Source organism: Rickettsia typhi str. Wilmington (assembly GCF_000008045.1).
GTDB classification, from domain to species: Bacteria; Pseudomonadota; Alphaproteobacteria; order Rickettsiales; family Rickettsiaceae; genus Rickettsia; species Rickettsia typhi.
The window spans coordinates 24,034-48,932 of sequence record NC_006142.1 but is presented as its reverse complement, the minus strand read 5'-3'; the positions used below and the strand labels follow the sequence as shown (position 1 = coordinate 48,932).

The window sequence follows — 24,899 nt, the reverse complement described above, 5'->3', positions numbered from 1 at the left end:
ATTTTATTGCAGCTATCCCAAGTGTATTATTCATTGTATTTTATTCTTTTTATATCAAGCGCACTAGATTACATAGTTTATTTTAATATTTCTAATGCTATGTGCTGAAATCCTTGTTGCGTCATACAATAGCGTATAATGCGCTTCAAATGATTATACAACACATAAAATTAAATCTAATAAACTAAATATGATTAATAATGGAAAAGCTCTAAATAATAAAAAATCAAGTGATTATAGTAAACTTTTCCGTCATCAAGCTAAATTTGTAGCTGGTGCTAATCATATAAATCAAATCCCTGATTTTTCATTACCTGAAATTGTTTTTGTTGGTAAGTCAAATGTCGGTAAATCAAGCATAATAAACACGATATGTAATAATAAAAGTCTTGCAAAAGTTTCTAATATTCCAGGACGTACTAGGCAAATCAATTTCTTTAATATTATAGATAAACTTATTATCGTTGACCTTCCAGGTTATGGTTTTGCTAATGTTCCTATATCAGTCAAAGAACAGTGGGAAGTGTTAATTACTTATTATTTACGGAATAGTCATAATTTAATGTTAGTTAATTTATTGATTGATTCAAGAAGAGGTATAAAAGAAAACGATAAGAAGGTAGCTGAGCTATTACTTGCAAATAAAAGAGAATTTCAAATTATTTTTACTAAATCCGATAAAGTTACAGATCGTAAAAACCTTAACTACGAAGCACAGAATTTTCTTGCAACTTTACACTACTCATGTAATGTTATATATGTAAGCAGTAGGAGTAAAGAAGGTACAAAAGAACTTAAAGCGAGTTTGGCAAAATGCATCAAATATCAAAGATAAATAGGTAATATAGTAGTAAGTTGCAAAATTACCTTCTACTATCATTCTTGATTATAAATTTACTGCTTTTATTGCATATGCTAGATGATTTGAGATATACTATAGTACATGATCATATTGATTTGTACAGTTTGTCTTTAATATCACAAATAGACGAACAATTTTAGTCAAAAAGTTACTAAAGTAAGCTACTATAATAATAAATGTCAACAAGCTTATTAGTAATACACTTACAATAGTATCTTGTTATGCCGTTAGTTAAAGATACTAATTTACTATAAAGTAAAAAAATCAAAATTATCTCACCGAAAATTGTAAATCATTTGTTTTAAAAGTGAGTCTATTATGATTAACACAGAAATTGTATTAAATTTGGGAATAATGTTATACTAAATTGTAGTATCATTTATCTGAAAACACATTTATTAAATGTAAACTTCATTGTAATAACAATTGTTTCTATATTAAGTGCGGAACGTTTAATATTCTATAATGAAATATTAACTTAATGGAATCAATGTTAGATGATAGTAACAATCTCATTGAAATAGGATTAATTAAGAGAGAAGTGAATGCACTTAAAAATACTAACGATTATATGTACATCTCGTGAATAGAGAAGTACCAGATTCAATATTGTCAACCATAATATTTAAAAATTAATAGAGGGTTTTATGTCAGGAACATTAGCATCTGATCTTTTATTTGTAGGTTTAACTAGACCGCCGATGATATTTGGAGTAAGTATTAAATTTGCAGCGTTAAATATGATAATGACTATGATAGTATTTATTTGGAATAACGGCATTATGATTTTATTCATTGCCGGTGCTTTGCATTTGGTAGCTTATATTATATGTTTTAAAGAGCCTAGATTTATAGAGCTATATTTAAATAAAATGTCAAGAACTAGCCAATGTCCTAATAAATTTTACTACGGAGCAAATTCGTATAATATTTGAATTTTATGTCATACTGCAATGTAATAACTGTGTCATAGAAAAAAATATATAAAATCCTGTGGTCATAGCTACAGTAGGACAATAAAAATCTAAATTTTCATCGTTGCTTAGCATGACATAAAAAAGGTATACTGATCAAATAAGTCAAAAAATAGTTAAATTAGGTGCGGTAATGAAGTTATTTAGAACTAGAACAGCTAAAGAATTAAGGTCTAAACAAGAAAGACCAACTTCGCATTTTATCCCTTATAGGTGTCATTGGGATAGTAATACTATTTTAACAAAAGATAATTCTTTATTACAAGTTATTAAAATCAATGGATTTTCTTTTGAAACTGCCGATGATGAAGATTTAGACATTAAAAAGAATATCAGAAATGCCTTGCTTAAAAATATGGCTTCTGGAAACATTGTTATGTATTTCCATACTATTAGAAGACGTAAAGCAGTAATATTTGACGATACAGAATTTACTTATGATCCTACCGTAAAAGTACCTAATGATTTTATTACTTATTTAGGTGCAGAGTGGCGTAAGAAACATGCAGGTGCTAAATCATTTTTTAATGAATTATATATTAGTATTTTATATAAGCCTGATACTGGCGGTGCTGCTATAGTTGAGTATTTTTTAAAGAAGCTTAGACAGAAATCTAATAAAACTGCTTGGGAAAATGACATGAAAGAGATGAAAGAAAATCTTCAAGAAATGTCAACGAGAGTGATTAATACATTCAGAAGTTATGGAGCAAAATTACTTGGAGTCCGTCAAACACAGTCAGGTATCTATTGTGAAATTTTAGAATTTCTTTCATCTTTAATTAATTGCGGTGATTCACCAGGACCTATAGCATTACCGCGTGGTACTATTGATGAATATTTACCAACACATAGATTATTTTTTGATTCTCGTACTATTGAAGTCAGAAGTCCTTTTGGCAAGAAATATGCTGGCATCATCAGTATACTTGAATACGGTCCTAATACTTCTGCGGGAATTTTTGATGGATTTCTACAAATGCCTTTTGAATTTGTTATGACTCAAAGCTTTGTATTTGCTAATAGAACTGTAGCAATTGGTAAAATGAAATTACAGCAAAATAGAATGATACAATCCGGTGATAAGGCGACTTCACAAATTGTTGAAATCAATACAGCACTTGATATGGCTACTAGCGGTGATATTGGTTTTGGAGATCATCATTTATCACTTTTATGTTCCGCAAAGAATATTAAAGCTTTAGAAGATATATTATCAATGGCAGCAGTTGAGCTTTCTAATTCAGGAATTCAGCCGGTGAGAGAAAAAGTGAACATGGAACCTAGCTATTGGGGTCAATTACCTGGAAATATGGATTATATAGTGCGTAAATCGACTATAAATACTCTTAATATGGCTAGCTTTGCTTCGCAACATAATTATCCACTCGGTAAAATTAGAGATAACCATTGGGGAGAATATGTCACAGTGCTTGATACAACTTCAGGTACACCGTTTTATTTTAATTTTCATGTTAGAGATGTGGGACATACTCTAATTATAGGTCCAACGGGTGCCGGTAAAACAGTGCTTATGAACTTCTTATGTGCTGAAGCACAAAAATTCAAACCTCGTATGTTCTTTTTTGATAAAGATCGCGGAGCAGAAATATTTATACGTGCTTTAAATGGAGTTTATACAGTAATTGATCCTGGTTTAAAATGCAACTTTAATCCTTTGCATCTTGAAGATACTAGTGAGAATAGAACGTTTATTTTAGAATGGCTTCGCGTACTTGTAACTTCTAACGGTGAAAGTTTAACTGCACAAGATAATAAAATCTTATCACAAGCTGTAAGTGGCAATTTTAGATTAGAAAAAAAAGACAGAAGGCTTAGTAACGTTATTGCATTCCTTGGTATTGATACACCAAATAGTTTAGCAAGTAGGATTGCAATGTGGGTTGGTAAAGGTTCACACGCTAAGATATTTGATAATGAAATAGATGATATCGATTTACAAAGAGCAAGGGTATTTGGTTTTGATATGACGGAATTACTTAAAGATCCTGTAAGTCTTGCACCGGTATTGTTATATATTTTTCATCGTATTAATATATCTTTAGATGGACAAAAAACGATGATAGTACTTGATGAAGCATGGGCTTTAATTGACAATCCAGTATTTGCGCCTAAGATCAAAGATTGGTTAAAAGTGTTGAGAAAATTAAATACTTTTGTTATATTTGCTACGCAGAGTGTAGAAGATGCTGCAAAAAGTAGTATTAGTGATACGTTGATTCAACAAACAGCCACACAGATTTTTTTACCTAATTTAAAAGCTACGGATATTTATCGTAGTGCATTTATGTTAAGTCAGCGCGAATATATTTTAATTAAAACTACCGATCCTACTACACGTTATTTTTTAATAAAACAAGGAATAGATGCCGTAGTTGCGAAAGTTAACTTAGAAGGTATGGATAATATAATTAGTGTTTTATCTGGCAGAGTTGAAACTGTAATATTGCTTGATCAAATTAGAGATAAATACGGCAATGATCCGGATAAGTGGTTACCTATATTTTATGAAGCAGTTAAAACATTATAGAACCATATTTATTATCCTGCAACCATTCAGTAGGATCTTGTCTCAAAGACTGTATCCTTGGTTCGTGTTTATAATCTATGGTATGACATCTTTACAATACTAGGTAAGTAATATAGTTATGGCATTATTCCCTCGTGGTATACTGATAGCATTAGTACTGAGCTTTGTCCTAAATTTAGGTCTAGTGACTAAAATTCATGCTAAAGATACTCTTGATAGCATTATAGATATTTTGAGTGGCTTAACTTGCGAAACACAAGGTGTAGGTGATTTAATGCGTACTGAATTTTCACATACATGTATTGTCGCTCCGTTTTTTACTTTTGCGGTAATGAATCTTGTATCTCCCGTTTTATACATGAATACATTTTTAAAGCTTAAAATAAATGACAGTGATTTATTTAACGATAGTAATTTTGGGAATTTTCCCGGAGGTCAATGTACTCGTGAAAACAGAATTGATCCTAAAAATCCAGAATTACATTTTGCTCTATGTAGTAATGCTAAATTAATTGTATCGCGTGCAAAATCAGTTACAGAATCGGCACTTGCTATTGCTAAAGCCGTCTTAACATGGAGTGATCCTTGGGATGATATAAAGCAAGCGTGGGAAAATAAAAAAAAGGAATATCATATTCCATATAGAGGTAAGCCTGGTGATGACGGTTTTGCATTTGATGTAGGCTTCCCTGTAATATATTGGAAAGTTATTCAAGATAGAGATAGAATATGTGTCTCAACAAAAGGGTTTACAGGAGATGTGCCAGTCGGCTGTAAATATATGAAAGAGCCGTTTCCAAAATCCATATATAATAGTTTTATTGATGTAGAAGATAAGAATTTTATTAAAGATTCAACAAATGACACACCTAGCGATCCTTTAGCTTTAGTTTCCTGTAGTGCTGCAGGAGATGGGTGTTATCAAAAAGCTTATAATGCTTCAAAAACTGCAATAGTCATGACTTCTCCTCTTATAGAATGTATAAGGCAAATGATTGCTAGATTACTAATTAGTAAAGATGTTTGTAGTTTTGATAATGTAGATCAAGTTGTGAATTTGGCATCAAGACAAGATAGTGCATTATTTCAGTTCCAAGTAGGCATGCATAAAATAGTTACGGCTTTTTTAACTTTATATGTTATGTTTTTTGGTTTTAAGTTATTACTTGCAGGTAAAGTGCCGCCAAAAAGTGAGTATATAAATTTTATATTGAAAATAATATTTGTAACTTATTTTTCAATAGGAATTAATATAAATCCTTCTAATGGTTCTCAGTATGATCGGTTAGATGGAATGATTCAGTGGGTGTTTCCTTTCTTACTTAACGGTATAAGCGGTTTAGCAAATTGGGTTATGAATGCTGCTCCGTCTGGTTTATGTAAATTTAATAATATTTCTTATGATAAAAGTGTTTCATATATTGCATTATGGGATGCATTAGATTGTAGAGTTGCTCATTATTTAGGACTTGATATATTATCTACTTTACTTGTAGAAAATTCGTATCGAAGCCATGATTTTTTAAATTTTGATTTCTTTAGTTTTAGTGCCCCACCATATATTTATTTAATAATTCCAGCAATAATCTCTGGTAATATGATGTTGGTATCACTTGCACTTTCTTACCCGTTACTGGTGATTTCTGTCGCTGCATTTATGGTTAATGCAACAATTATGTGTATGATATCTATAGTCATACTCGGTATTCTAGCTCCTCTTTTCGTGCCTATGTTCTTATTTGCGTATACACGAAATTATTTTGATAGCTGGGTTAAGCTGATGATTTCATTCTTGCTACAGCCTATGGTAGTAGTCACGTTTATGATTACGATGTTTGCAGTATATGATTATGGCTTTTATGGTAAATGTCAATATAAGAGCAAGTTAATTCATAATAGCATAGAAGATAAAATGCAAGGTGGTATAAAATCTAAGAGAGATGTTTTAATATTTTATATTAATAATGATTGGGATGACACATCACAATATCCTGATAAAGATTCAGTAGAGAGTTGTAAAAATAGTTTAGGGTATATGTTAAATAACCCTATTAATACAGCATTTAACTTTGCAAAAGATAATATCAGTGAAATAGTTAATAGTAAACCTGGTGAGACCACTACTGATGAATTTCTTTCTAAATTTCAGTTTTTATCAGGAGTTGTTTTGGGTCCTGGTATGTTTTTTATGTCGCCAAAAGTGCTTTTTGAGAAAATTAAAAATATTTTTCTTGCATTAATTACTGCATGTTTTACATTGTATTTAATGTATAATTTTAGTAGTCAACTAGCTGAATTTGCTGCAGATATGACAGAAGGAGTTGCGCTTAATAATGTTGCTATCAAGCCACAAGCAATATTTAAGGCAGCTATGGCAGCGCTTGCTAATGCTGGTACTGCAACTAAGGGTATAGATCAGATAGCAAGCCGTGGAGGAGGTGGAGGTGCACGTGATTTAATTGGAGCTAAAGGATTGGTAAGTGATAATATAGCTTCAAGTGGAGGTGCTGTCGGTGATAATATAGCTTCAAGTGGAGGTGCTGTCGGTGATAATATTGCTGTGAGTGGAGCTGCGTCAACACCTACAGTAACAACAACTACAGCTTCGTCTTCAATAGCAAATTCTATGACAAAAACTATAGGTGATGATGTAAGATCAGATATTGTCACTCCTCATGCTTCTACAACAGCTGTTCCACAGCATTCTAGCATTAATACTACTATTCCTACATCTGTATCACCTAATATTAAATCTACAAGTCTTAAGGAAATTATTAGAGATAATCAAGAAAATGAAAAAGAGATCGATAATACTACGCGTGCACAAGAAAAAATTAAAAGTTCAAGTAAAGTTTCAGGACTAATTGATTATAGTTTTAACTTAAAGGAACATGATAATCCAACAGGAATAAAACAGATAAGGGAAAATGCAGAGATTCGTGATAAACGTGTAGAAGTAGAGAAAGCATGGAACGAATTAGTGGCAAGTGGTGGAGGCAGAATAAGAGATCAACAAAGTGAAGAAACATCGGAGCAACGTACTAATGCAGAAAAGAAATGGAATGAATTTGTTGATAGCGGTGTAGTAACTGAAATAAGAGAAATTGATAATAGTGTCAATAATAAATTAGCTGATAAACTTGATAAATCAGAAAAATCAAAGATAGAAGAAAATAAAAATATAGAAAATAACATTAAAGTCTATAATACTAATACGTTGCCACAAGAAAAAGTCAATAATACAGATAAAAGTTCAGGACTAATTGATTATAGTTTTAACTTAAAAGAACATGATAATCCAACAGGAGTAAAACAGATAAGGGAAAATGCAGAAATTCGTGATAAACGTGTAAAAGTAGAAAAAGCATGGAATGAACTAGTCGCAAGTGGAGGTGGAAGAGTAAAAGAACAAGCAGGAGGAAAAATAACAGAACGACGTGCAAATGCAGAAAAGGTATGGGATGATTTAGTTAAAAGTGGTGTAGTAAAAGAAAAAAAAGATAATAGTTCTAATGAAAACTCTTAAAGCTTTAAAGATATTTATTATAGTTTATATATCGTCTGTAAGCTTAGAAAGCTTTGCTGGATTTGGAGAATCATGCTCTAATTTACCGATTACTTCAGATGGGTATTTAGAAACATACACGGCATATGGGTATATAATTCGTAGTATTGATATGAAAGATCCGAGAGGTAATTGTAACCCATATACGTCTAGTATAACGTTTTGTTTTAAAAATGTAGAAGGTAGCACTAGTCCTTGTACCATATATACTTTAAATGAAGGTGATGCTAGGAAGATTAGTGATTTAAGTACTGATAATAATCCTAATCTTGGTGCAAATACTGTATTAAAGAATATCGTTTTAACAGTTAAAAAATTTGGTAATGATCTATGTTTAGCTATGCCTACATCAAGGGGACCTATGCCAGTAGCATGTAAATCTTTGAATGCTACTCCTGCTCCCACTAATCCTAAGTATGAGAATTGTAATATAGGCAAAAGCTGTTATACAGGAGCAAATTATAGTCAATCATTAATTAATTTTTCTGGTCTTGCAGTTCAGTGTTTAAGTGAAACCCTTAATAAAATATTTTTTACAGGAAATAGTTGTAGTTCTCAAGATCAAAATTCTAGAATAACTCATCTTGCCGCTTTTTCTACATTTCAAGGTTATTTAAAGAGAATTATAGGTGCGGCATTAATTCTTTATACTATGTTTTTTGCCTTTAATATGGCTCTTAATAAGGAATATGCAACTACTGAAAAAATAACTCTTTTTATAATAAAATTCTTATTTGTTGTATATTTTTCGATCGGTCTTGAACCTTTAAATTTTAGTGGTGGTCAGACAGTAAAAGAAAACGGTATGTTAAAATATGGACTGCCTCTTTTGACTGGGGCAGCACCTGATTTTGCAGAAATGATCTTTAATGCGGCAGGTTCTAGAGGGTTATGTCAGTTTGATAATTCAAAGTATAAGGACGGTTATAAATTTTATGGTTTATGGGATGCGATTGATTGCCGTATAGGTTATTATCTTGGTTTGGATTTACTTTATAATATTGATAAAAATGGAATTTTAGGGCATTCAGTCGGTAATGGTCCTGGCGGTAATAATAAACCTATACCTAATTTTGATCCTGATAGCAAAAAAGATAGACCACACGATTTAAGTAAAGCAGGAGCACTGAGATTTTTTACTGTTATGTTTGGATTTTTGATGTCTGGACACATTATTATACTTGTGGCAGGTATAGCATTTTCTGTAATATTTTTATCTATACTTTTGTATTTTATTACACATTATTTAGTTTGTATGATTACCATTTACGTTATGACATATATTTCGCCTATATTCATTCCTATGGTTTTATTTACTCGTACAAAAGCTTATTTTGACGGGTGGGTAAAAGTATGTATTTCATGTGCATTACAACCTGCAGTAGTAGCAGGTTTTATAGCTCTATTAATAACTATGTATGATTCTGCAATATTTAAAAATTGTGAATTCTTAAGATATGATTATGAAAAAGGTGATATTAGATTTAGTACTTTTGAGTTAAGGCTCCCTAGCATTGATGCAGATAAATGTCAAGAAAGCTTTGGGTATAAAATGTTAAAATATTATGCAGGTGAAGGTTGGGAAGAACATTTATTGATACTCTTTCCAATAAAATCAATTGTTCGAGATGTTGTATCTATTTTAGCAGAACTTTTGTGTGTATTAGTATTTTCGGTTATTTTTTATTACTTCTCTAAATCTATAGGACGCTTTGCTGCTGATTTAACTAATGGTCCTAATATGGATGCAGTAACGGCGAGTCCAACTAAAATTGTTGATTTAGTAAAAAAAGGAGCAGCATTCCTGCAGGATGCTTCTTCAGTACATGCACAAGGTAAGTCACCTGTGGAAGATAAGCCAGATATTGGTAGTAAGCGTAAAGATGGAGTGCAACAAGGTGAAGATTCTGAAAACAGTTCTGGAGGAGAGTTAGCTGATTTAGCAAGCGGTTCTGGTGGAGGCAAATTATAGAATATGCAGAGTAACTTATTAAAAGTTTTAGGAGTACTCGCTATAGTAGCAACATTAGTTTGCTTTATTTTTGCAGCACTTGGTATGATAGGAGCAGTAAGAATCGGTAACGGCTGTTACATGAGATATTCTAAAGACGGCAATGGAGGTGCGGATTCAATAACCAATACTATAACCCTTAATGCTAATGCTAATTATTTCAATATTTCTAAGATGTTGCCTGATGGCACTACTAAGCTTATACCAGATCCTAATCGTTACGGTGAATGGTTAAATACTCAGGTACTAGTAGAAAAAAATCAACAGGTAAATTTACAAGTGGTCGGTCAAGTTAGTTTATGTTTGGCTTATTTACCAAAAAATAATTTACAATTTACTGAACGTACAAGACCTGGTAAATCGAATCTAGACGATAGCAATCAGATGATTCCAATTCCACGTGTTCAAGATGCAAATAGCCCACCCGTTTCTCTAATAATGGATGCAAAAAATAATGAATGGCGTAATATTGCTGAATTATACGCTAATGATAAAGTTTTAGTTTCTGTATCTCCTAATTTTGCTAATACTGATGCAACAGTTGATGACGTTTTTAAAGGTGTGAAGGTTACAAAAGATTGTACACAAGGAAAAACTTCTTACTATCCGATTTGTGGGAAATATTCTATTTATTCCGGTAAATATGTTACTGCTTGTGAACTGAAGCAAAATTATTGGAAAGGTAATGTGCATCGTGAAGAATGTTATTGTGTTTTTGGATGTATTTATCAAGAAGAAAATGAACAGTGGATATGCGATGCTGCTAATTCTGCTTCTCATTGTTGTACTAGTTTAGTTTGTGACTCCTTACCTGCTTGGATCAATCACTATAGTAATATGCCGGAAGCTTATAAAGATGATGGCAGTTTTACATTTAGTTGGTCAGATAAGAGCGGTAATTTATTAATCGATTATCAGGATCTTCAATGTTCTAATAATGTTCAGATCCCTCCAAACGGTGAATGTCCTGATATTGTTGATAATCGTAATCCTAAAGATAAAGATTATATAGGAGGGGTACATTGTACCTCAGGAATATGTAAAGACGGAGATTTTCAAAAAAATCGGAAATTTTGGTATACAGCAGATGGTAAAGGCGGAAAAGGTCCAACCGGATTGATATATCAAATGAATAATACTGGTTCTGTAAGTCAAGCTCTACCTTCTAATCTAGAATTTGCTAAGTTTGTTCCAGAGACAGAACAACCACCTGAATATAAAGATAAAAACGGTAAATATTTATATAAAGTTATATATAATATACCTTTTAACAGTAATATTGAAAAAAGTTATTTACAATATAGGCTTTGGTCGCCTACATCACAAGATTCTAGTAAGAATACGGGAGGATATGTTTTAAATATTAAACAGACTAAGTGTTATAGAGAGAATGGTAATAGTTTTAAAGATATTTTTGATGATCGTGGACGAGTACAATACATAATAGTACAGTCTTCAGAAAATCCGAATACTAGCGGTAAAACTTATGCACCTCAAGGAATTAATGTTGATAGTGATGGTAAATCTCACTTTAACGCGAATGAGGCTGGTTACATATGGATGAAAATCTTAAATGATCCTAGTAATAATTTAAAGGACTATAAAGATAGTGAAGGGAGCTATAAAGTGCATTTCTCAACATCATTAAAAGTAGGCAGTTTTACTATTAAAGTAATGAATCCATTACTTCAGTTATTTAAAACTAAAGTTCAAGGTGCAGCTACTTCTATTTTCAAAAATATGGTATGTTATAAATCTACTGATAATACATCCTGTACTAACTTTTTTACCTATATTAAAGCAATTTTAATCCTATATGTGATGACTTACGGAGCAATGTTCTTGCTTGGTTTTGCTAAGATCAATCAAAAAGAGCTAGTAATTAGAATAGCAAAAATTGGAATGGTTAGCGGACTTATAAATGGTAATACTTTTGAATTTTTCAATAACTATCTTTTTGATGCAATTACTAATTTTTCAGACTCAATTATTGCTAATATGAGTGGATATAGTTTATTTACTTCTACTAATACTATTTCCAATCCTTTTATGTTTTTAGATGCAATAATGAGTAAAATATTTTTTAGTCAAACCTTTATTGCGCAATTACTTTCACTTCTTTCCCTTGGACTTAGCGGTATTATATATTTTATAATTACTTTTATTGCTGTTTGTATAGTCATTATTACGACACTTAGAGCTATTGCCGTTTATATTATGGCATTTATGGCGACTTGCATATTAATCGGTATAGCACCTTTATTTATTAGTTTTTTATTATTTGATTTTACTAGATATTTATTTGATAATTGGGTAAGATTTACGATCCGCTATATGATAGAACCGGTAGTTATGATGGCAGGTATTATCGTATTAACTCAACTATTTACAATTTATCTAGATTTTGTTTTAGGTTATAGCGTTTGTTGGAAATGTACTTTACCGATCAAAATTCCATTTATTGGCACTATTTTGCCTATTGCATTGCTAAATGTACCTATCTTCTGTATTAATTGGTTTGCACCTTGGGGAATGGACTATATGTCAGGTATGATGGGAGTAAATATGCAAAATATTGTAGCTTTAGTTATTATTGCTTATGGTATGTATGGTTATGTCGAATTTTCAGGTCGAATGGTAGCAAAATTAACTAGTGCTGCAGGACCTTCTGCTACTCAAATTGGTGATAGAATGTCTCATGATGCTGGACAAAAAACATTAAGTCAAATAGGAATGGATTATAGAACAAGAAAAGGTATTACCAGCAGAGCAAAATCAAGATTAAAACAACGCAATAGGACATTAGAACATGCTGAGCAAAATAGCAAAAAATACATGAAAAAAATTGGTGAGAATACAAATGAAGGAACACTAAAATAAATTGTAAAGTGTAAAACATTATGAATTAAGCAACTGAATATGTCAGTCGTATTAAATAATCAAAAACTCCTTAAATGACATAAGTACAATTACTTACGTCATTTCCTCGTAATAAAAAAATAAAAACCACGGAATTACGTGTTTGATGACAATTTAAAATTATGAAAATTCTTAAGAGTTTAGTTTTATTAGTTTTGTTTATTGTAATGCCAGCTAAAGCTCATGATACTTTTTCATGGATGTCAACTAGTTTTAGTGGATTAAAAGGCTTATTCGGTTGTTTAGAAGTACCTGAATTTACAAGTTTTCAAGAAAGTAATATAGGAATTAATTTATCTAAAGCAGGGACTTGGCAATCAACAGGTCATACTGTTGAGAAAGGTAAATTGTTAAAAATAAATTGGTCTATTGCAGGTGTTACTACTGAACCTAGAAAATATCTAGTATTATATAGAATTGATCCAAGATTTAGTACACCTCAAGTTTTTATTAAAACTTATAATTATTCGAAATTACAATTTGAAGCTTTAGGATTCCCTCGTTTTGTTACGAACAGTAACAGTTCAATACCTGGAGCTATACCACCCGATAAAGAGCTTGATGCACTTTCATTTACTAAAATGTCTGATTCTATAAAATATTATGCTAGAAATAATGTAAAAATTGAAGTTAAGGCTGGTGATGTAGTAAATATTAGTTTAGTTAGTAAAGATAATTTTTTTACTTCTAATACTCTAGATAATATTTTAACAGAAGAACTTGATAGTTCAATATTTGCTGCTTCTGCACTTTATACTCAAAGTAACCTTGGAAATTTTGATAATAGAATAATTTATGCATCTGCAAAAGAGGTATGTGATATTATAGATCCTTCAAGAGATCCTAATAAACCAAGTGGATGTAGCGGTACTGGTGCAACTACAAAATATAAAAGTATAAATAGTAATGAAGCATTAGTTGGCAAACCTATGATGATTGGGGCGGTACATAATTTCATGGGATTAATTAATTCTTGCCCTGAGCACTCCGGTATAAATACTAGACCTGCTTGCTATTATGATCAAGGTAGAGGGATGATAATTAAAGTAGGGGGACAGGTTATTAAGGGACGAGATCAGAGTTTTGTAAAATCAGGCAGAAATAGCTTTATATATTATCAAGCGACTAGGAATGGTATTATGGATTTTACTAGTGATTGGCAAGTTAATAATATGTTTAGTAATTCAGTTTTAATGAGTGATTGGATTAGACGTTTTTTAAATTATCCTAGTTTTATAGATTATATCAATAAGAATGATTGGTCAGCTAATTTTTTATATTTTGGTCGTTATTCGATGATTGTTGAAATAGGTAATGGGGCTAATTCAATTAGTTCTGATGTCCAACAAAATATAAATTTAGAATATTTAATAACATATGATGGTACATTACCTGATCCATCTATTCGTGGTACACCGGTAGATTATAATTTTTCAGCTGATGCACCGAAAGATGGCTATTTATGGTTAAGGGTAGTAAATCCTAATAGTAATATACAAGGTGTGGTTAGTGTAAATTATGCTAATTACACTGGTACAACTTGGTTTTCTGATATAGTATATAATGGGGCTATTAAACCTATTACGGATCAGTTTAGAACTTTTAGTAAAAATTTTTATATTAAGTTAATTAAAAATTCTGCAGTACAGAATATAGCTAAAGGTTCATTAACTCTTTATGTGATTATATTTGGTCTCATGTTTGTTGCAGGAACATTAAAATTAACTGCTATAGAAGTAATAACACGTATATGTAAAATAGCTATAGTCGCTTTTTTAATCCGAGAAGAAAGTTGGAGTTTCTTTAATACGTACTTCTTTAGTGTATTTACTGATGGTATTGATTTCTTTATAACTAACGTAGTAGGTGCTACAAGTTCTAGATCTAATATTTTTGGTTTTATTGATCCTATATTTGATAAATATACTAACGGTAGAATTTGGGGATTACTGTTTATTGAATTATTACAAATACATAATGGTTTAGCATTTATCGCTATTATAACAATTTATTCACTTATTACTTATTTTCGAGCTATTTTAGAAGTGATAATAGGTTATATTATTGCATTCATAGGTGTAACAGTTATGATTTCATTAGCACCATTTTTTATAATATTAATGTTATTTGAAAAAACTAAAAGTTTATTTGATAATTGGATATCAACATTGTTGAGTTATGTGGTGCAACCAACAATATTATTAATTTTCTTTTTATTGATAGATCAGGTTTTATCGGAGCAACTTTTAAAAGTGGTAGTTAGAGCTTGTTGGGATACTCTTATACCGATAAAAATAGGGCTTGATTTAACAAATCTTAGTATTCCTATCAATTTCTCTTTTACATTACCGTTTTTACCAGGCATACCTTTTTATGTACCTGATGTTCCAGAAATTAATAGATCGAATATTTTTAATAACAATACTAATACTTTCTTAGTATTGTTTACTACGGCTTTATTATTTTATGTATATTGCTTGATGTCATATGGCTTAGTAACCTTTGTTAATATAGTAGTTGGTATGCTTACAAATGTTACACCAGCACGAATATCAGGAAATTATCAAGCGCGTTCTGATCCTGTAGGGGCCGTGATGCAAGATATAGGTTCGGTAACAACACCGATTAAAAATGCTTCAATGGTCCCAGCTAGAATATTTAAAGACAAGATAATTGATCAAAATTATAAAGCTAAAAAATTGGAAGGAGGTGTTGAATTTACAAATAAATTCTTTGCCAAGCGTAATGATGTAACGAAGAAAGAGGAAGGAGTGAGGGAATAATATATCACGTGGAAGCTAAAATCTAGGTTTTCAGTCTTATCACGTGACTTGACCTCAGGATGCAATTATATGATATTAAAATTTTTATGGAACCCGCGATTAAATCGCGTAATAGCGAGTTAAAATGAAAAGAAATATTTTTATTAAATTATTAATATCACTATTGTTGCTTTCTAGTTGTACAGGCGATACTTGTATTGATCCTGATGATTTCGGTTTCATCAAATTCAATGTCTCTTCTAGATATAATCCGGAAGAAATTACTTCAAGACATGAAGGTGATCAAGTTGCACCATGGCGTGATAGTGCTTATAAAGTAAACGGTTATCCTTTAACCATTATGGTAAGACCGTGGAATTATATACTTGGCGATAAAAATACCTCAGGTCAGTTATCTGCATGGTGTCCATGGTATGGTCAAAAAAATAACACAACTACTTTGGCTCCTTTTTGCATTAAACTACAACCATGTACTTTCTGGGATAATACTAGACTTGATATGTGTACTCCTAATCCAGAAAATCGTAATGATGCAATGATTAGTAATCCTCCATGTATAATGACAGATGGTGTGGGGCTTTATTTTCTTATTGCAGCTAAAAATACTGATCCTAATATTTCACCTGATTCACAGCGTAAACCACAAGGTATAACAAGACATTTAGGAGAACTTACTTCAAGTGTAGGCTATGAATTCTATAGTATTAGTAGTACAGGACAACTCTTGAAAGCAGGTGGAATAAATTATCAATATAATGGTGAGGATAAGTCAAAATATGCTCAATCTCCTCTTTATTTTAAGATTATAGATAAATTTTATGATGATAATAGTGGACAGTATAGATTAGTAATAAAGTCTGGGGTTAGTGATACAAGACCAGATCCGCTACAATTTTTAACAGATTTAATAAAAGACGTATTATTTGGTAAAAATGGAATTATAAAGAAAACTTATCAACAAATAGTTGATACACCAGGTTATAGGATAAGTGTCTCAGCTATTTTAACTCTATATATAATGTTTACAGGTTTATCATTTTTAATAGGTAATATAAATCTTACTCATGTTGAACTTATAATTAGAATCTTTAAAATTAGTATCATTTCAATATTATTAAGTTCGGATAAAGCTTGGACATTTTTTCATGATTATTTATTCGTATTTTTTATTGATGGTGTGCAGCAAATATTGCAAATAATTAATGAAGCTGCAGCTACTGGTCCAGGTTCTCAAAGTTTGCTTGGGTTACTTATTTCTACTCAAACTTTATCTAAATTATTTTCTTTACTGTTTGTTGATTGGCTCGGTTTTATATATATCATTCTATATTTAATAGCATTATATTTTATTTTTTTTCTTATATTTAAAGCTACTATTATATATCTAACAGCGCTTATCACTATTGGTATGATGATAATTATGGGACCGATATTTATTTGTTTCATGTTGTTTAATATAACTCGTTCGTTATTTGAGAATTGGTTAAGACAATTAATATCATATGCATTACAGCCTATAATTTTATTTGCTGGTATCGCTTTTATTTCAATGATCATCAGAACTGAAATATATTCAACACTTGGTTTTGGAGTATGTAAACATGATTTTCCTAATTTAGGTCCGATCAATGAAATATTCGGTAGCTTCCTTGAGGATATAGATCCGAGTCTTAGTAATTCGATATTTTATTGGTGGTTCCCTGTGCCAATGAAAGGTGGTATAAATAATTTTCACAAAGCAAAGATATTAGTACCTAACGATCATATAGTAGTAGATGATTCTTGTAAGAATAACCATGATAAATGTAAGCATTGTGCTGCGTATGAGTGTATAGATGAACGTTATATTGAATTACCGTTTTTAGATTTAGTTAAAGATTCCACAAGGATTAATAATTTTATAAATGGTAAATTTGTTCAACTTGATGGGATATTACTAATTTTTGTTTCCATTTATTTATTAAGTAAATTTAATGATACTGCTATATCTACGGCACAATTTATTGCAGGTACTTCAGGTAATTTAACAGATATACAAAAAGTTAATCAACAATCTTATGAATCTGTATCGCAGCAAATCAACAGACCGTTAAATTATGTTGCTAAGACTATAAGTACACCTGTAACTAGTCGTATAAGTGCAGGGACAGCACAGGCTAATATGTTCTTTGCTGAGAAATTTGAAAATATGATGATGAGGAGGCTTGAAAAACAAGCGCTCAGCTCTTCAGCAAATAAAGTTGTACAAAATGAGGTTAAAAGAAAATATGGTATAGATTCTAAAGATGTAAACATGAATGCCATTAAGGATTATGAAGATGGTATTTCAAGATTATTAAATAATTTACCTAAAGGGAATGAATTAAAAGTAAAAGAATTATCGCAAATGAAATTTACTCAACTCCGAGATAAAATTTCTGCAAACAAATATGATGTACAAGATTACACTACTTTAAGTACAGAACAAAAAACAGAACTTGATAAGTTATTAAAAGATGCTAACTTACGTGTGCTTGCTAGCGATGCAAATTTTACTAAAGATTATCAAGAAGCTTATAAGCATGCTCACCAAGAAATGTCAGGGCGAGGTATTGGGCTGTTTGGTAAGAACATAGGAGTGCTTAGAAGTTGGCAAGAGATGGAGCATAGTATTAATGTCAAACGTAAATTAAAAGAAGAAAAACGTATAGGTATAGGCGAAAAAATATATGCAGGTTATACAGGAATAAAAAGAGCAGCTTTAACTACAATAGTAGGTAAAGATTTACGTGATGCTTATGAAGGTAATCTAACCAGTGCTGAATGGCATGATTTTGAATATAACGACCCAAGATTGAGAACTTATAGTGAAAAATTAAAAGATGATGAAAAAGCACGAGAACGTGAAAAGTTACGAATGCATATTAATAAAGAAACACTAGCTGTCCAAGCAGATATATTATCACCGGAATATCTAGTAAAGCTAGAAAAAGCAGGTAGAAAAAGTGATGTTGAATATTATCAAGAATTAGCTCAAAGACAGCTTATTTATGACGTGCATAGTAAGTTATTTGAGGAAGGTGAACCTGTAATGATGGGTGATAGATTTATGCGTGAAAAAGCTACTGATTCTCAGATGCGTGATATGATAGATAACGCTCATAAAAAATATGTAGAATTGATAGATGTAGATCGATACACTCGTCGTCAAGAGTATTATGATATTATCTATGAAAAAGCTAAAGAAAATTTAGAACAAACTTATAAAGAAGTTCAAGATCATTTCAAAAGAGATAATATAAGCATTGAAGAAATGCCGGCATTAATCGCACAAAAAGTTAAAGATACAAATGCAGGATCTGAAATAGACAAAAAAATTACTGAAGAGCTCAATAATTTTAATGCTGATGTTAAAAATTATGAATATAGTACCGCAGTGTTAAATAAAATAGAGGATAGAAAGCAAACTATTACGGATGTAGTAAATGTTCAGATTGATAAGATTAACAAATATAGAGAAAATGCTAAAATGGAGCAATATGTAAAACCAATATTAAATGAAGGAAGAAAACTAAGGACATTAGAAGATCATTTTAAAAATATGAAGTAGTATATGTTTTTATGTATAACTAATAATTTTTTTAAAAGTGATTATAATATAATAGGATAACAAAAAATGTTTATCAATCAAACTGAAAGAAGTTTTTAAAGAATTTAGCTTTAAAATTAATAATGAATGATTTTTCTGAAAGGAGAAAAAATTTGCTGTCTTATTTGAAATTATAGTATAGTAGCATTTTTATAAAGGTAATGTAAAGTGATCTTCTATAATTCTGTATCTTATCCTTTATTAGGATACAAGTAACTGGATGATATTGAATAGATCTGTTGTGGTAATACAACTTACCTACAAAGTGTTATTAAAGAACTGCTTCAATTTTTCCTTGATTAACTAACTTATATATTATCTAATTAAGTTGATTAATTGATTCAGGTATTTATGAAAAAACAACATATAATAAATGAGACTTTTTTAGATGAAATTCTAGCTCAGAAATTAGGTACTACTTATATTCCTCCAACAGGAATCAAAGATGCTGACTTTGAGCAAGCAGCAAAGCATTTCATTAATCTACTACTGAGAGCAGATGGCTTAAAGCCCATTAAAACAGCTGTAGTACATCCAATCGATAAAGAATCACTACTCGGTGCAGTTAGAGCAGCACAATTTAATGTAATAAAACCAGTTTTGATTGGCCCACAACATAAAATTGAATCAGTCGCAAAAGTTAATGATGTTGATCTTGAGAATTATCAAGTAATTAACGCTGAGCATAGTCATGAAGCGGCAAAAAAAGCAGTAGAACTCGCTAAGAAAAGAGAAGTTTCTGCTATTATGAAAGGAGCCCTACATACTGATGAGCTTATGTCTGCAGTAGTTTATAAGGAGAATGGCCTACGTACTGAACGTCGTATAAGTCATGCTTTCTTAATGGCAGTTGCTACCTTTCCAAAACCGTTCATTATTACCGATGCTGCTATTAATATTCGTCCTACTTTGGAAGATAAGCGTGATATAGTACAGAATGCTATTGATTTAATGCATATGATAAAAGAAGATAAGCAGGTTAGAGTTGCAGTATTATCAGCAGTTGAGACAGTTACCTCTGCAATTCCTACAACCCTTGATGCTGCAGCTTTATCAAAAATGGCAGATCGAGGACAAATTATGAATGCTATAGTTGATGGACCACTTGCGTTTGATAATGCTATATCTTTATTTGCTGCAGAAGCGAAAGGTATTAACTCTCCAGTTTCAGGAAATGCAGATATATTAGTAGCCCCTGATCTTGAATCAGGTAATTTGCTTGCAAAGCAACTAAAATATTTGGGTCAAGCGGTTATGGCAGGGATAGTTCTTGGAGCACGTGTACCGATTATTTTAACAAGTAGAGCTGATCCAATTGATATGCGTGTTATTTCATGTGTACTTGCATCATTTATCTATAATCAAACTAAGGCAAAGCTGCATATTCAAGCAAGTCAATAATATGAAAGATGTGATTTTAATAGCTAATGCTGGTTCGTCTAGTTTAAAAATTTCTATTTTTGGAATTCAGAATAAAAAAGTTAAGGATAAGATTTATAATATTTTTTTAGAAAAAAATAATAATAAAATATTATTTTATATAAATCAAAAACAGGAATCTGCTATTAGCATTAAAGACAATGCTATTGAAATGATGATTAATCTTTTTGAAGAATGGTGGACAAAACAAAGTGCTCTCAATTTAATTGCAACCGGTCACCGTATTGTGCATGGTGGGAAAAATTTTAATAAACCAGTTATTGTTAATGAAAAAATTATTAAAGAGTTAAGAGTATTAATACCTCTAAGCCCATTGCATCAACCTTATAATTTGCAGGTACTGGATTTATTCTTTCAAAAATATAAAGACATATCACATATAATATGCTTTGATACGTCATTTCATTATACTAATCCTCCTATTACAAAAGCTTTTGGTTTACCGAAACAATATTATGATAAGGGGATAATGCGTTATGGTTTTCACGGGTTATCATATCAATATGTTAGTAGCCATTTTAAAGAAATTACAATGGAAGATTTACCTACAAAGACTATAATAGCTCACTTAGGCAGTGGTAGTAGTCTATGTGCTATTAAAAATGGTCTTAGTCTAACAAGTTCTATGGGTTTTAGCGTACTTGATGGTGTTATGATGGCTACAAGGACTGGTAACCTTGATCCCGGAGTAGTATTATATCTTATCAATCATGAGAAAATGACTATGAAAGAAATAACTGAGTTATTATATAAGAAATCGGGACTACTAGGTATATCTGGTGAAAGCTCTGATATGCGTACTTTGATTACAAATAACTCACATGATTCTAAGTTTGCAGTCGAGTTGTTCGTGTATCGTATTGTACTTGAAATAGGTAAGTTAATTGCTGCACTTGAGGGTATTGATTGTATAATTTTTACTGCTGGTATTGGACAGAATTCAGCTGTAATACGTGAGATGATTAGCGGGAAACTTTCATGGCTCGGTATTAAAATAGATTATGGAAAAAACCAAAAAAACGAGCATCGAATAAGTACTAAAGGAAGTAAGGTTAAAGTTTTTGTGGTGCCAACAAACGAAGAACTAATCATCGCTGAGGAAGTGATGAAGTTTTTATAACTTAAAATTACTTATATCTCTAGTTTCTTTATCCTAGTTTTAGTTTCTTTATCAACTTTTTCTGATACAAAAAAAAGATAACAGAAAAATAAATAAAGGCTTTAAAAAGACGAGAAATCCATATATTGATAAAATAAAGATTCTAGAGTATGTTTATTCAGCGATACTAAGAAGTATATTTACGATGGTATTAAAAAGCAGCAAGTAAAAGCAGTTAGTATTAGTAGATAAAGGATTGTTATCAGAAAATAGGATTGCAAAAGTTTCAAAGCAATCCACATTAATGAAATGCGTTTACAAAAAGTTAAAAATTTAAGAGTAACAGCTACTGCAAAATAAATATACTTATGAAGTGTAGTCAATAATTTAATTATAATTTGATTGCATTAATTAGTACTGACTAGTATTTTAAGCATATGTCTATCCTTCACGTTACAATCTTAACCGTTTTTCCTGAAATGTTCCCTGGCACCCTTGGATACTCTTTAGCAGGTCAAGCACTGCATAATAATATTTGGTCATATGATATTATCAATATTCGGGATTTTGGTTTAACTAAGCATAAAAATGTTGATGATAAAGCTTACGGTGGCGGTGACGGTCTGATAATGCGTCCTGATGTACTTGGTAATGTTATAGAATATGCTTTGTCATTAAATCATAATACCAAAATTTATTATCCTTCACCTCGTGGTAGTGTTTTTACACAAAGCTTTGCTAAAGAGATGTTAAAAAATAAAAACATCATATTCTTATGTGGACGTTATGAAGGGATTGACGAACGTGTAATTGCAGAGTATAATGTTAAAGAAATTAGTGTAGGTGACTACATTTTATCTGGTGGAGAAATACCAACACTCACCATTCTTGATTGCTTAATTAGACTACTACCAGGTGTATTAATTAACCAAAATACCTTATCTTCTGAGTCTTTTGAAAAAGATGGCGAATTTCAGGGCGGACTTGAATGCGATCTCTATACAAGACCTAAAATTTGGCATGGTCGAGCTGTTCCGAGTATTTTGTTATCCGGTAACCGCAAACTAATTAATAATTGGCGGAAAGAGCAATCACGTATGATTACTAAATTACGGCGTCCCGAGTTACTTAAAGATTTATAGAGTTAAGGAGTTAAAAATGAATATTATTGATAACTTTGAACAAGAAAATATTTCAAAGCTTACTGCAAATAAAAAAATTCCTGATTTTGAAGCAGGCGATACAGTGAAGGTAACTGTTAAAATTATTGATAAAGCGATTGAGAAAGATGGTAAAGAGAAATTAACAGAAAGGTTTCAAGCTTATGAAGGTGTAGTAATTGCCAAAAGAAATCGTGGTATTACCTCATCTTTCTTAGTACGTAAAATCAGTCATGGTGAAGGTGTAGAAAGACGTTTTATGACTTATTCGCCTATTGTACACTCTATTGATGTAGTAAAATACGGGGTAGTGCGTCGTGCTAAACTTTATTATTTAAGGCATAGAAATGGTAAGGCTGCTAGAATTAGAGAGAGACACATCACTAGTGCTAAACCTAAGGCAGTAAAGTCTTAAATATACTGTATTTTACCTTAATAATTAGGATATAAAATATGAAACTAGGTTATCAAACTAGTGAGTAATTAGGTAAATTTTAGGTTCTGGCTTCTATAGAATATGTAATAGGTAGCTTATAACTCCACTTTATAATAACGTATCTCAAATCCCTAAGGTACCTCTATAAAGTTCAAGCATAGCATCCTGTTCTGCAAGTTTATTTTTATCCAATTTCTTCAGTTTTAAGATAGCTTTCATAGCTTTAACATCAAAACCATGCGAAGCAGCATCTTGGAAAATATCTTTTACTTCTTGAGCTAAATCAGATTTTTCTTCTTCCAATCTTTCTATTTTACTTATATATTGCTCTAATTGTTCTTTTACTACTACTGCTGACATAAAAAAACGTTTAACCTTTTTGAATTTACTATATAATACAAATATAACTTTTATTCAACATAAATTATAATAATGCAAATTTATCCTTTAAGGTTTGTACCAAATAAAATCAATTTTGATTTTATGAATTTTAAAAAAGTAAGTTATAGTTTCTCAATTATTTTATCACTTATTAGCTTAATTTGGATCGGGATATATAAGTTTAATTTCGGTATTGATTTTGTAGGAGGTATAGTTATTGAAGTAAGACTTGATAGAGCACCTGATTTGCCAAAAATGCGAGCTGTTTTAAGTGCACTTGGAATAGGTGAGGTGGTCTTACAAAATTTTGAGAGTGAACATGATTTATCGATTAGATTTGGTAGTAGTAGTGAAGAAAATCTCATGAAAAATATTGACATAATTAAGACATCTTTGCGAAATAATTTTCCATATAATTTTGAATATCGTAAGGTAGATTTTGTTGGTCCGCAGGTTGGTAGACATCTAATAGAAGCAGGGGCTATGGCTATGCTATTCTCTTTCTTAGCGATTATGGTTTATATTGGAGTACGTTTTGAGTGGTACTTCGGTTTTGGTATACTTATTGCTTTAGTTCATGACGTAATACTAGCTCTTGGGTTTATGAGTATAACTAAGCTTGATTTTAACTTAAGTACTATTGCTGCAGTATTAACTATAATAGGTTATTCCGTTAATGATTCAGTAGTAATATACGATAGGATTAGAGAAAATTTGCGTAAATATCATAAAAAAAATATCACAGAAATTATTAATTTAAGTATTAATGAGACTTTATCAAGAACTATTTTGACAGTAATTACTACACTACTTGCAAATTTAGCTCTTATTCTTTTTGGTGGTAAAGCGATTCATAGTTTTAGCGTACTTGTATTTTTTGGAATAATAGCTGGTACTTATTCATCAATTTTTATCTCTGCTCCAATACTTACAATATTTGCTAATAGGAAGTTTAATAAAAAAGTAATAGAAAGGTAAAGGATAGTCATGAGCTAAGCAATTTCACAACTATCATACCGTAATTTGTTCATTAGATCCAGTTTTCAAAATACTGATTTTCTCAATACCTTGGAACAATCTACTGTATAAC

At 31.0% G+C, this 24,899-nt stretch carries 14 protein-coding genes; 13 read left to right on the top strand and 1 reads right to left on the bottom strand.

Annotated elements, in window-relative coordinates:
• Positions 1-190: 190 nt before the first annotated feature.
• The 12 genes from yihA to rplS all read left to right on the top strand — a co-directional run bounded on the left by yihA (position 191) and on the right by rplS (position 23,407).
• On the top strand, positions 191-835 hold the full coding sequence (gene yihA / locus RT_RS00175) for a ribosome biogenesis GTP-binding protein YihA/YsxC (protein WP_011190510.1): 645 nt from the start codon (positions 191-193) through the stop codon (positions 833-835).
• 674 nt (positions 836-1,509) lie between these two features.
• Positions 1,510-1,797: a type IV secretion system protein VirB3 gene (locus RT_RS00170; RefSeq protein WP_011190509.1), complete on the top strand. Its 288-nt coding sequence runs from the start codon at positions 1,510-1,512 to the stop codon at positions 1,795-1,797.
• A 172-nt stretch (positions 1,798-1,969) separates the two neighbouring features.
• Positions 1,970-4,387: a VirB4 family type IV secretion/conjugal transfer ATPase gene (locus RT_RS00165; RefSeq protein ID WP_011190508.1), complete on the top strand. Its 2,418-nt coding sequence runs from the start codon at positions 1,970-1,972 to the stop codon at positions 4,385-4,387.
• Positions 4,388-4,505: 118 nt separating this feature from the next.
• Entirely contained in the window at positions 4,506-7,913 is a 3,408-nt protein-coding gene (locus RT_RS00160; protein ID WP_011190507.1) for a type IV secretion system protein, read from the top strand.
• The gene (locus tag RT_RS00155; RefSeq protein WP_011190506.1) at positions 7,900-9,924 is read left to right on the top strand and encodes a type IV secretion system protein; all 2,025 of its coding nucleotides are present in this window, start codon (positions 7,900-7,902) and stop codon (positions 9,922-9,924) included. The genes RT_RS00160 and RT_RS00155 overlap by 14 nt, the downstream gene beginning before the upstream one ends.
• Before the next feature lie 3 nt (positions 9,925-9,927).
• Positions 9,928-12,843, top strand: a complete 2,916-nt coding sequence (locus tag RT_RS00150; protein WP_011190505.1) for a type IV secretion system protein — start codon at positions 9,928-9,930, stop codon at positions 12,841-12,843.
• A 161-nt stretch (positions 12,844-13,004) separates the two neighbouring features.
• Entirely contained in the window at positions 13,005-15,665 is a 2,661-nt protein-coding gene (locus RT_RS00145) for a type IV secretion system protein (RefSeq protein ID WP_011190504.1), read from the top strand.
• A gap of 124 nt (positions 15,666-15,789) precedes the next feature.
• The gene (locus RT_RS00140; RefSeq protein ID WP_011190503.1) at positions 15,790-19,254 is read left to right on the top strand and encodes a type IV secretion system protein; all 3,465 of its coding nucleotides are present in this window, start codon (positions 15,790-15,792) and stop codon (positions 19,252-19,254) included.
• Between the two features lie 390 nt (positions 19,255-19,644).
• The gene (locus RT_RS00135; protein ID WP_011190502.1) at positions 19,645-20,694 is read left to right on the top strand and encodes a phosphate acetyltransferase; all 1,050 of its coding nucleotides are present in this window, start codon (positions 19,645-19,647) and stop codon (positions 20,692-20,694) included.
• Between the two features lies 1 nt (position 20,695).
• Positions 20,696-21,853: an acetate/propionate family kinase gene (locus tag RT_RS00130; RefSeq protein WP_011190501.1), complete on the top strand. Its 1,158-nt coding sequence runs from the start codon at positions 20,696-20,698 to the stop codon at positions 21,851-21,853.
• A gap of 416 nt (positions 21,854-22,269) precedes the next feature.
• Positions 22,270-22,974: a tRNA (guanosine(37)-N1)-methyltransferase TrmD gene (trmD, locus tag RT_RS00125; RefSeq protein WP_011190500.1), complete on the top strand. Its 705-nt coding sequence runs from the start codon at positions 22,270-22,272 to the stop codon at positions 22,972-22,974.
• A gap of 16 nt (positions 22,975-22,990) precedes the next feature.
• Positions 22,991-23,407: a 50S ribosomal protein L19 gene (gene rplS, locus RT_RS00120; RefSeq protein ID WP_011190499.1), complete on the top strand. Its 417-nt coding sequence runs from the start codon at positions 22,991-22,993 to the stop codon at positions 23,405-23,407.
• Positions 23,408-23,551: 144 nt separating this feature from the next.
• On the opposite strand, the gene RT_RS00115 is transcribed toward rplS, so the two are convergent.
• Positions 23,552-23,788 (bottom strand): GapR family DNA-binding domain-containing protein, encoded by a 237-nt coding sequence (locus tag RT_RS00115; RefSeq protein WP_011190498.1) that lies wholly within the window; start codon positions 23,786-23,788, stop codon positions 23,552-23,554.
• 72 nt (positions 23,789-23,860) lie between these two features.
• Here RT_RS00115 and secF point away from each other — a divergent pair, with 72 nt between their 5' ends.
• On the top strand, positions 23,861-24,787 hold the full coding sequence (gene secF / locus RT_RS00110; protein ID WP_011190497.1) for a protein translocase subunit SecF: 927 nt from the start codon (positions 23,861-23,863) through the stop codon (positions 24,785-24,787).
• Positions 24,788-24,899: the final 112 nt, after the last annotated feature.

What these genes read in the sequence shown, in the direction of transcription:
- RT_RS00135 (WP_011190502.1), top strand. Translation starts at nt 19,645, where the DNA reads ATGAAAAAACAACATATAATAAATGAGACTTTTTTAGATGAAATTCTA.
- RT_RS00145 (WP_011190504.1), top strand. Translation starts at nt 13,005, where the DNA reads ATGAAAATTCTTAAGAGTTTAGTTTTATTAGTTTTGTTTATTGTAATG.
- RT_RS00150 (WP_011190505.1), top strand. Translation starts at nt 9,928, where the DNA reads ATGCAGAGTAACTTATTAAAAGTTTTAGGAGTACTCGCTATAGTAGCA.
- RT_RS00130 (WP_011190501.1), top strand. Translation starts at nt 20,696, where the DNA reads ATGAAAGATGTGATTTTAATAGCTAATGCTGGTTCGTCTAGTTTAAAA.
- yihA (WP_011190510.1), top strand. Translation starts at nt 191, where the DNA reads ATGATTAATAATGGAAAAGCTCTAAATAATAAAAAATCAAGTGATTAT.
- RT_RS00155 (WP_011190506.1), top strand. Translation starts at nt 7,900, where the DNA reads ATGAAAACTCTTAAAGCTTTAAAGATATTTATTATAGTTTATATATCG.
- rplS (WP_011190499.1), top strand. Translation starts at nt 22,991, where the DNA reads ATGAATATTATTGATAACTTTGAACAAGAAAATATTTCAAAGCTTACT.
- RT_RS00115 (WP_011190498.1), bottom strand. Translation starts at nt 23,788, where the DNA reads ATGTCAGCAGTAGTAGTAAAAGAACAATTAGAGCAATATATAAGTAAA.
- RT_RS00170 (WP_011190509.1), top strand. Translation starts at nt 1,510, where the DNA reads ATGTCAGGAACATTAGCATCTGATCTTTTATTTGTAGGTTTAACTAGA.
- secF (WP_011190497.1), top strand. Translation starts at nt 23,861, where the DNA reads ATGCAAATTTATCCTTTAAGGTTTGTACCAAATAAAATCAATTTTGAT.
- RT_RS00160 (WP_011190507.1), top strand. Translation starts at nt 4,506, where the DNA reads ATGGCATTATTCCCTCGTGGTATACTGATAGCATTAGTACTGAGCTTT.
- trmD (WP_011190500.1), top strand. Translation starts at nt 22,270, where the DNA reads ATGTCTATCCTTCACGTTACAATCTTAACCGTTTTTCCTGAAATGTTC.
- RT_RS00140 (WP_011190503.1), top strand. Translation starts at nt 15,790, where the DNA reads ATGAAAAGAAATATTTTTATTAAATTATTAATATCACTATTGTTGCTT.
- RT_RS00165 (WP_011190508.1), top strand. Translation starts at nt 1,970, where the DNA reads ATGAAGTTATTTAGAACTAGAACAGCTAAAGAATTAAGGTCTAAACAA.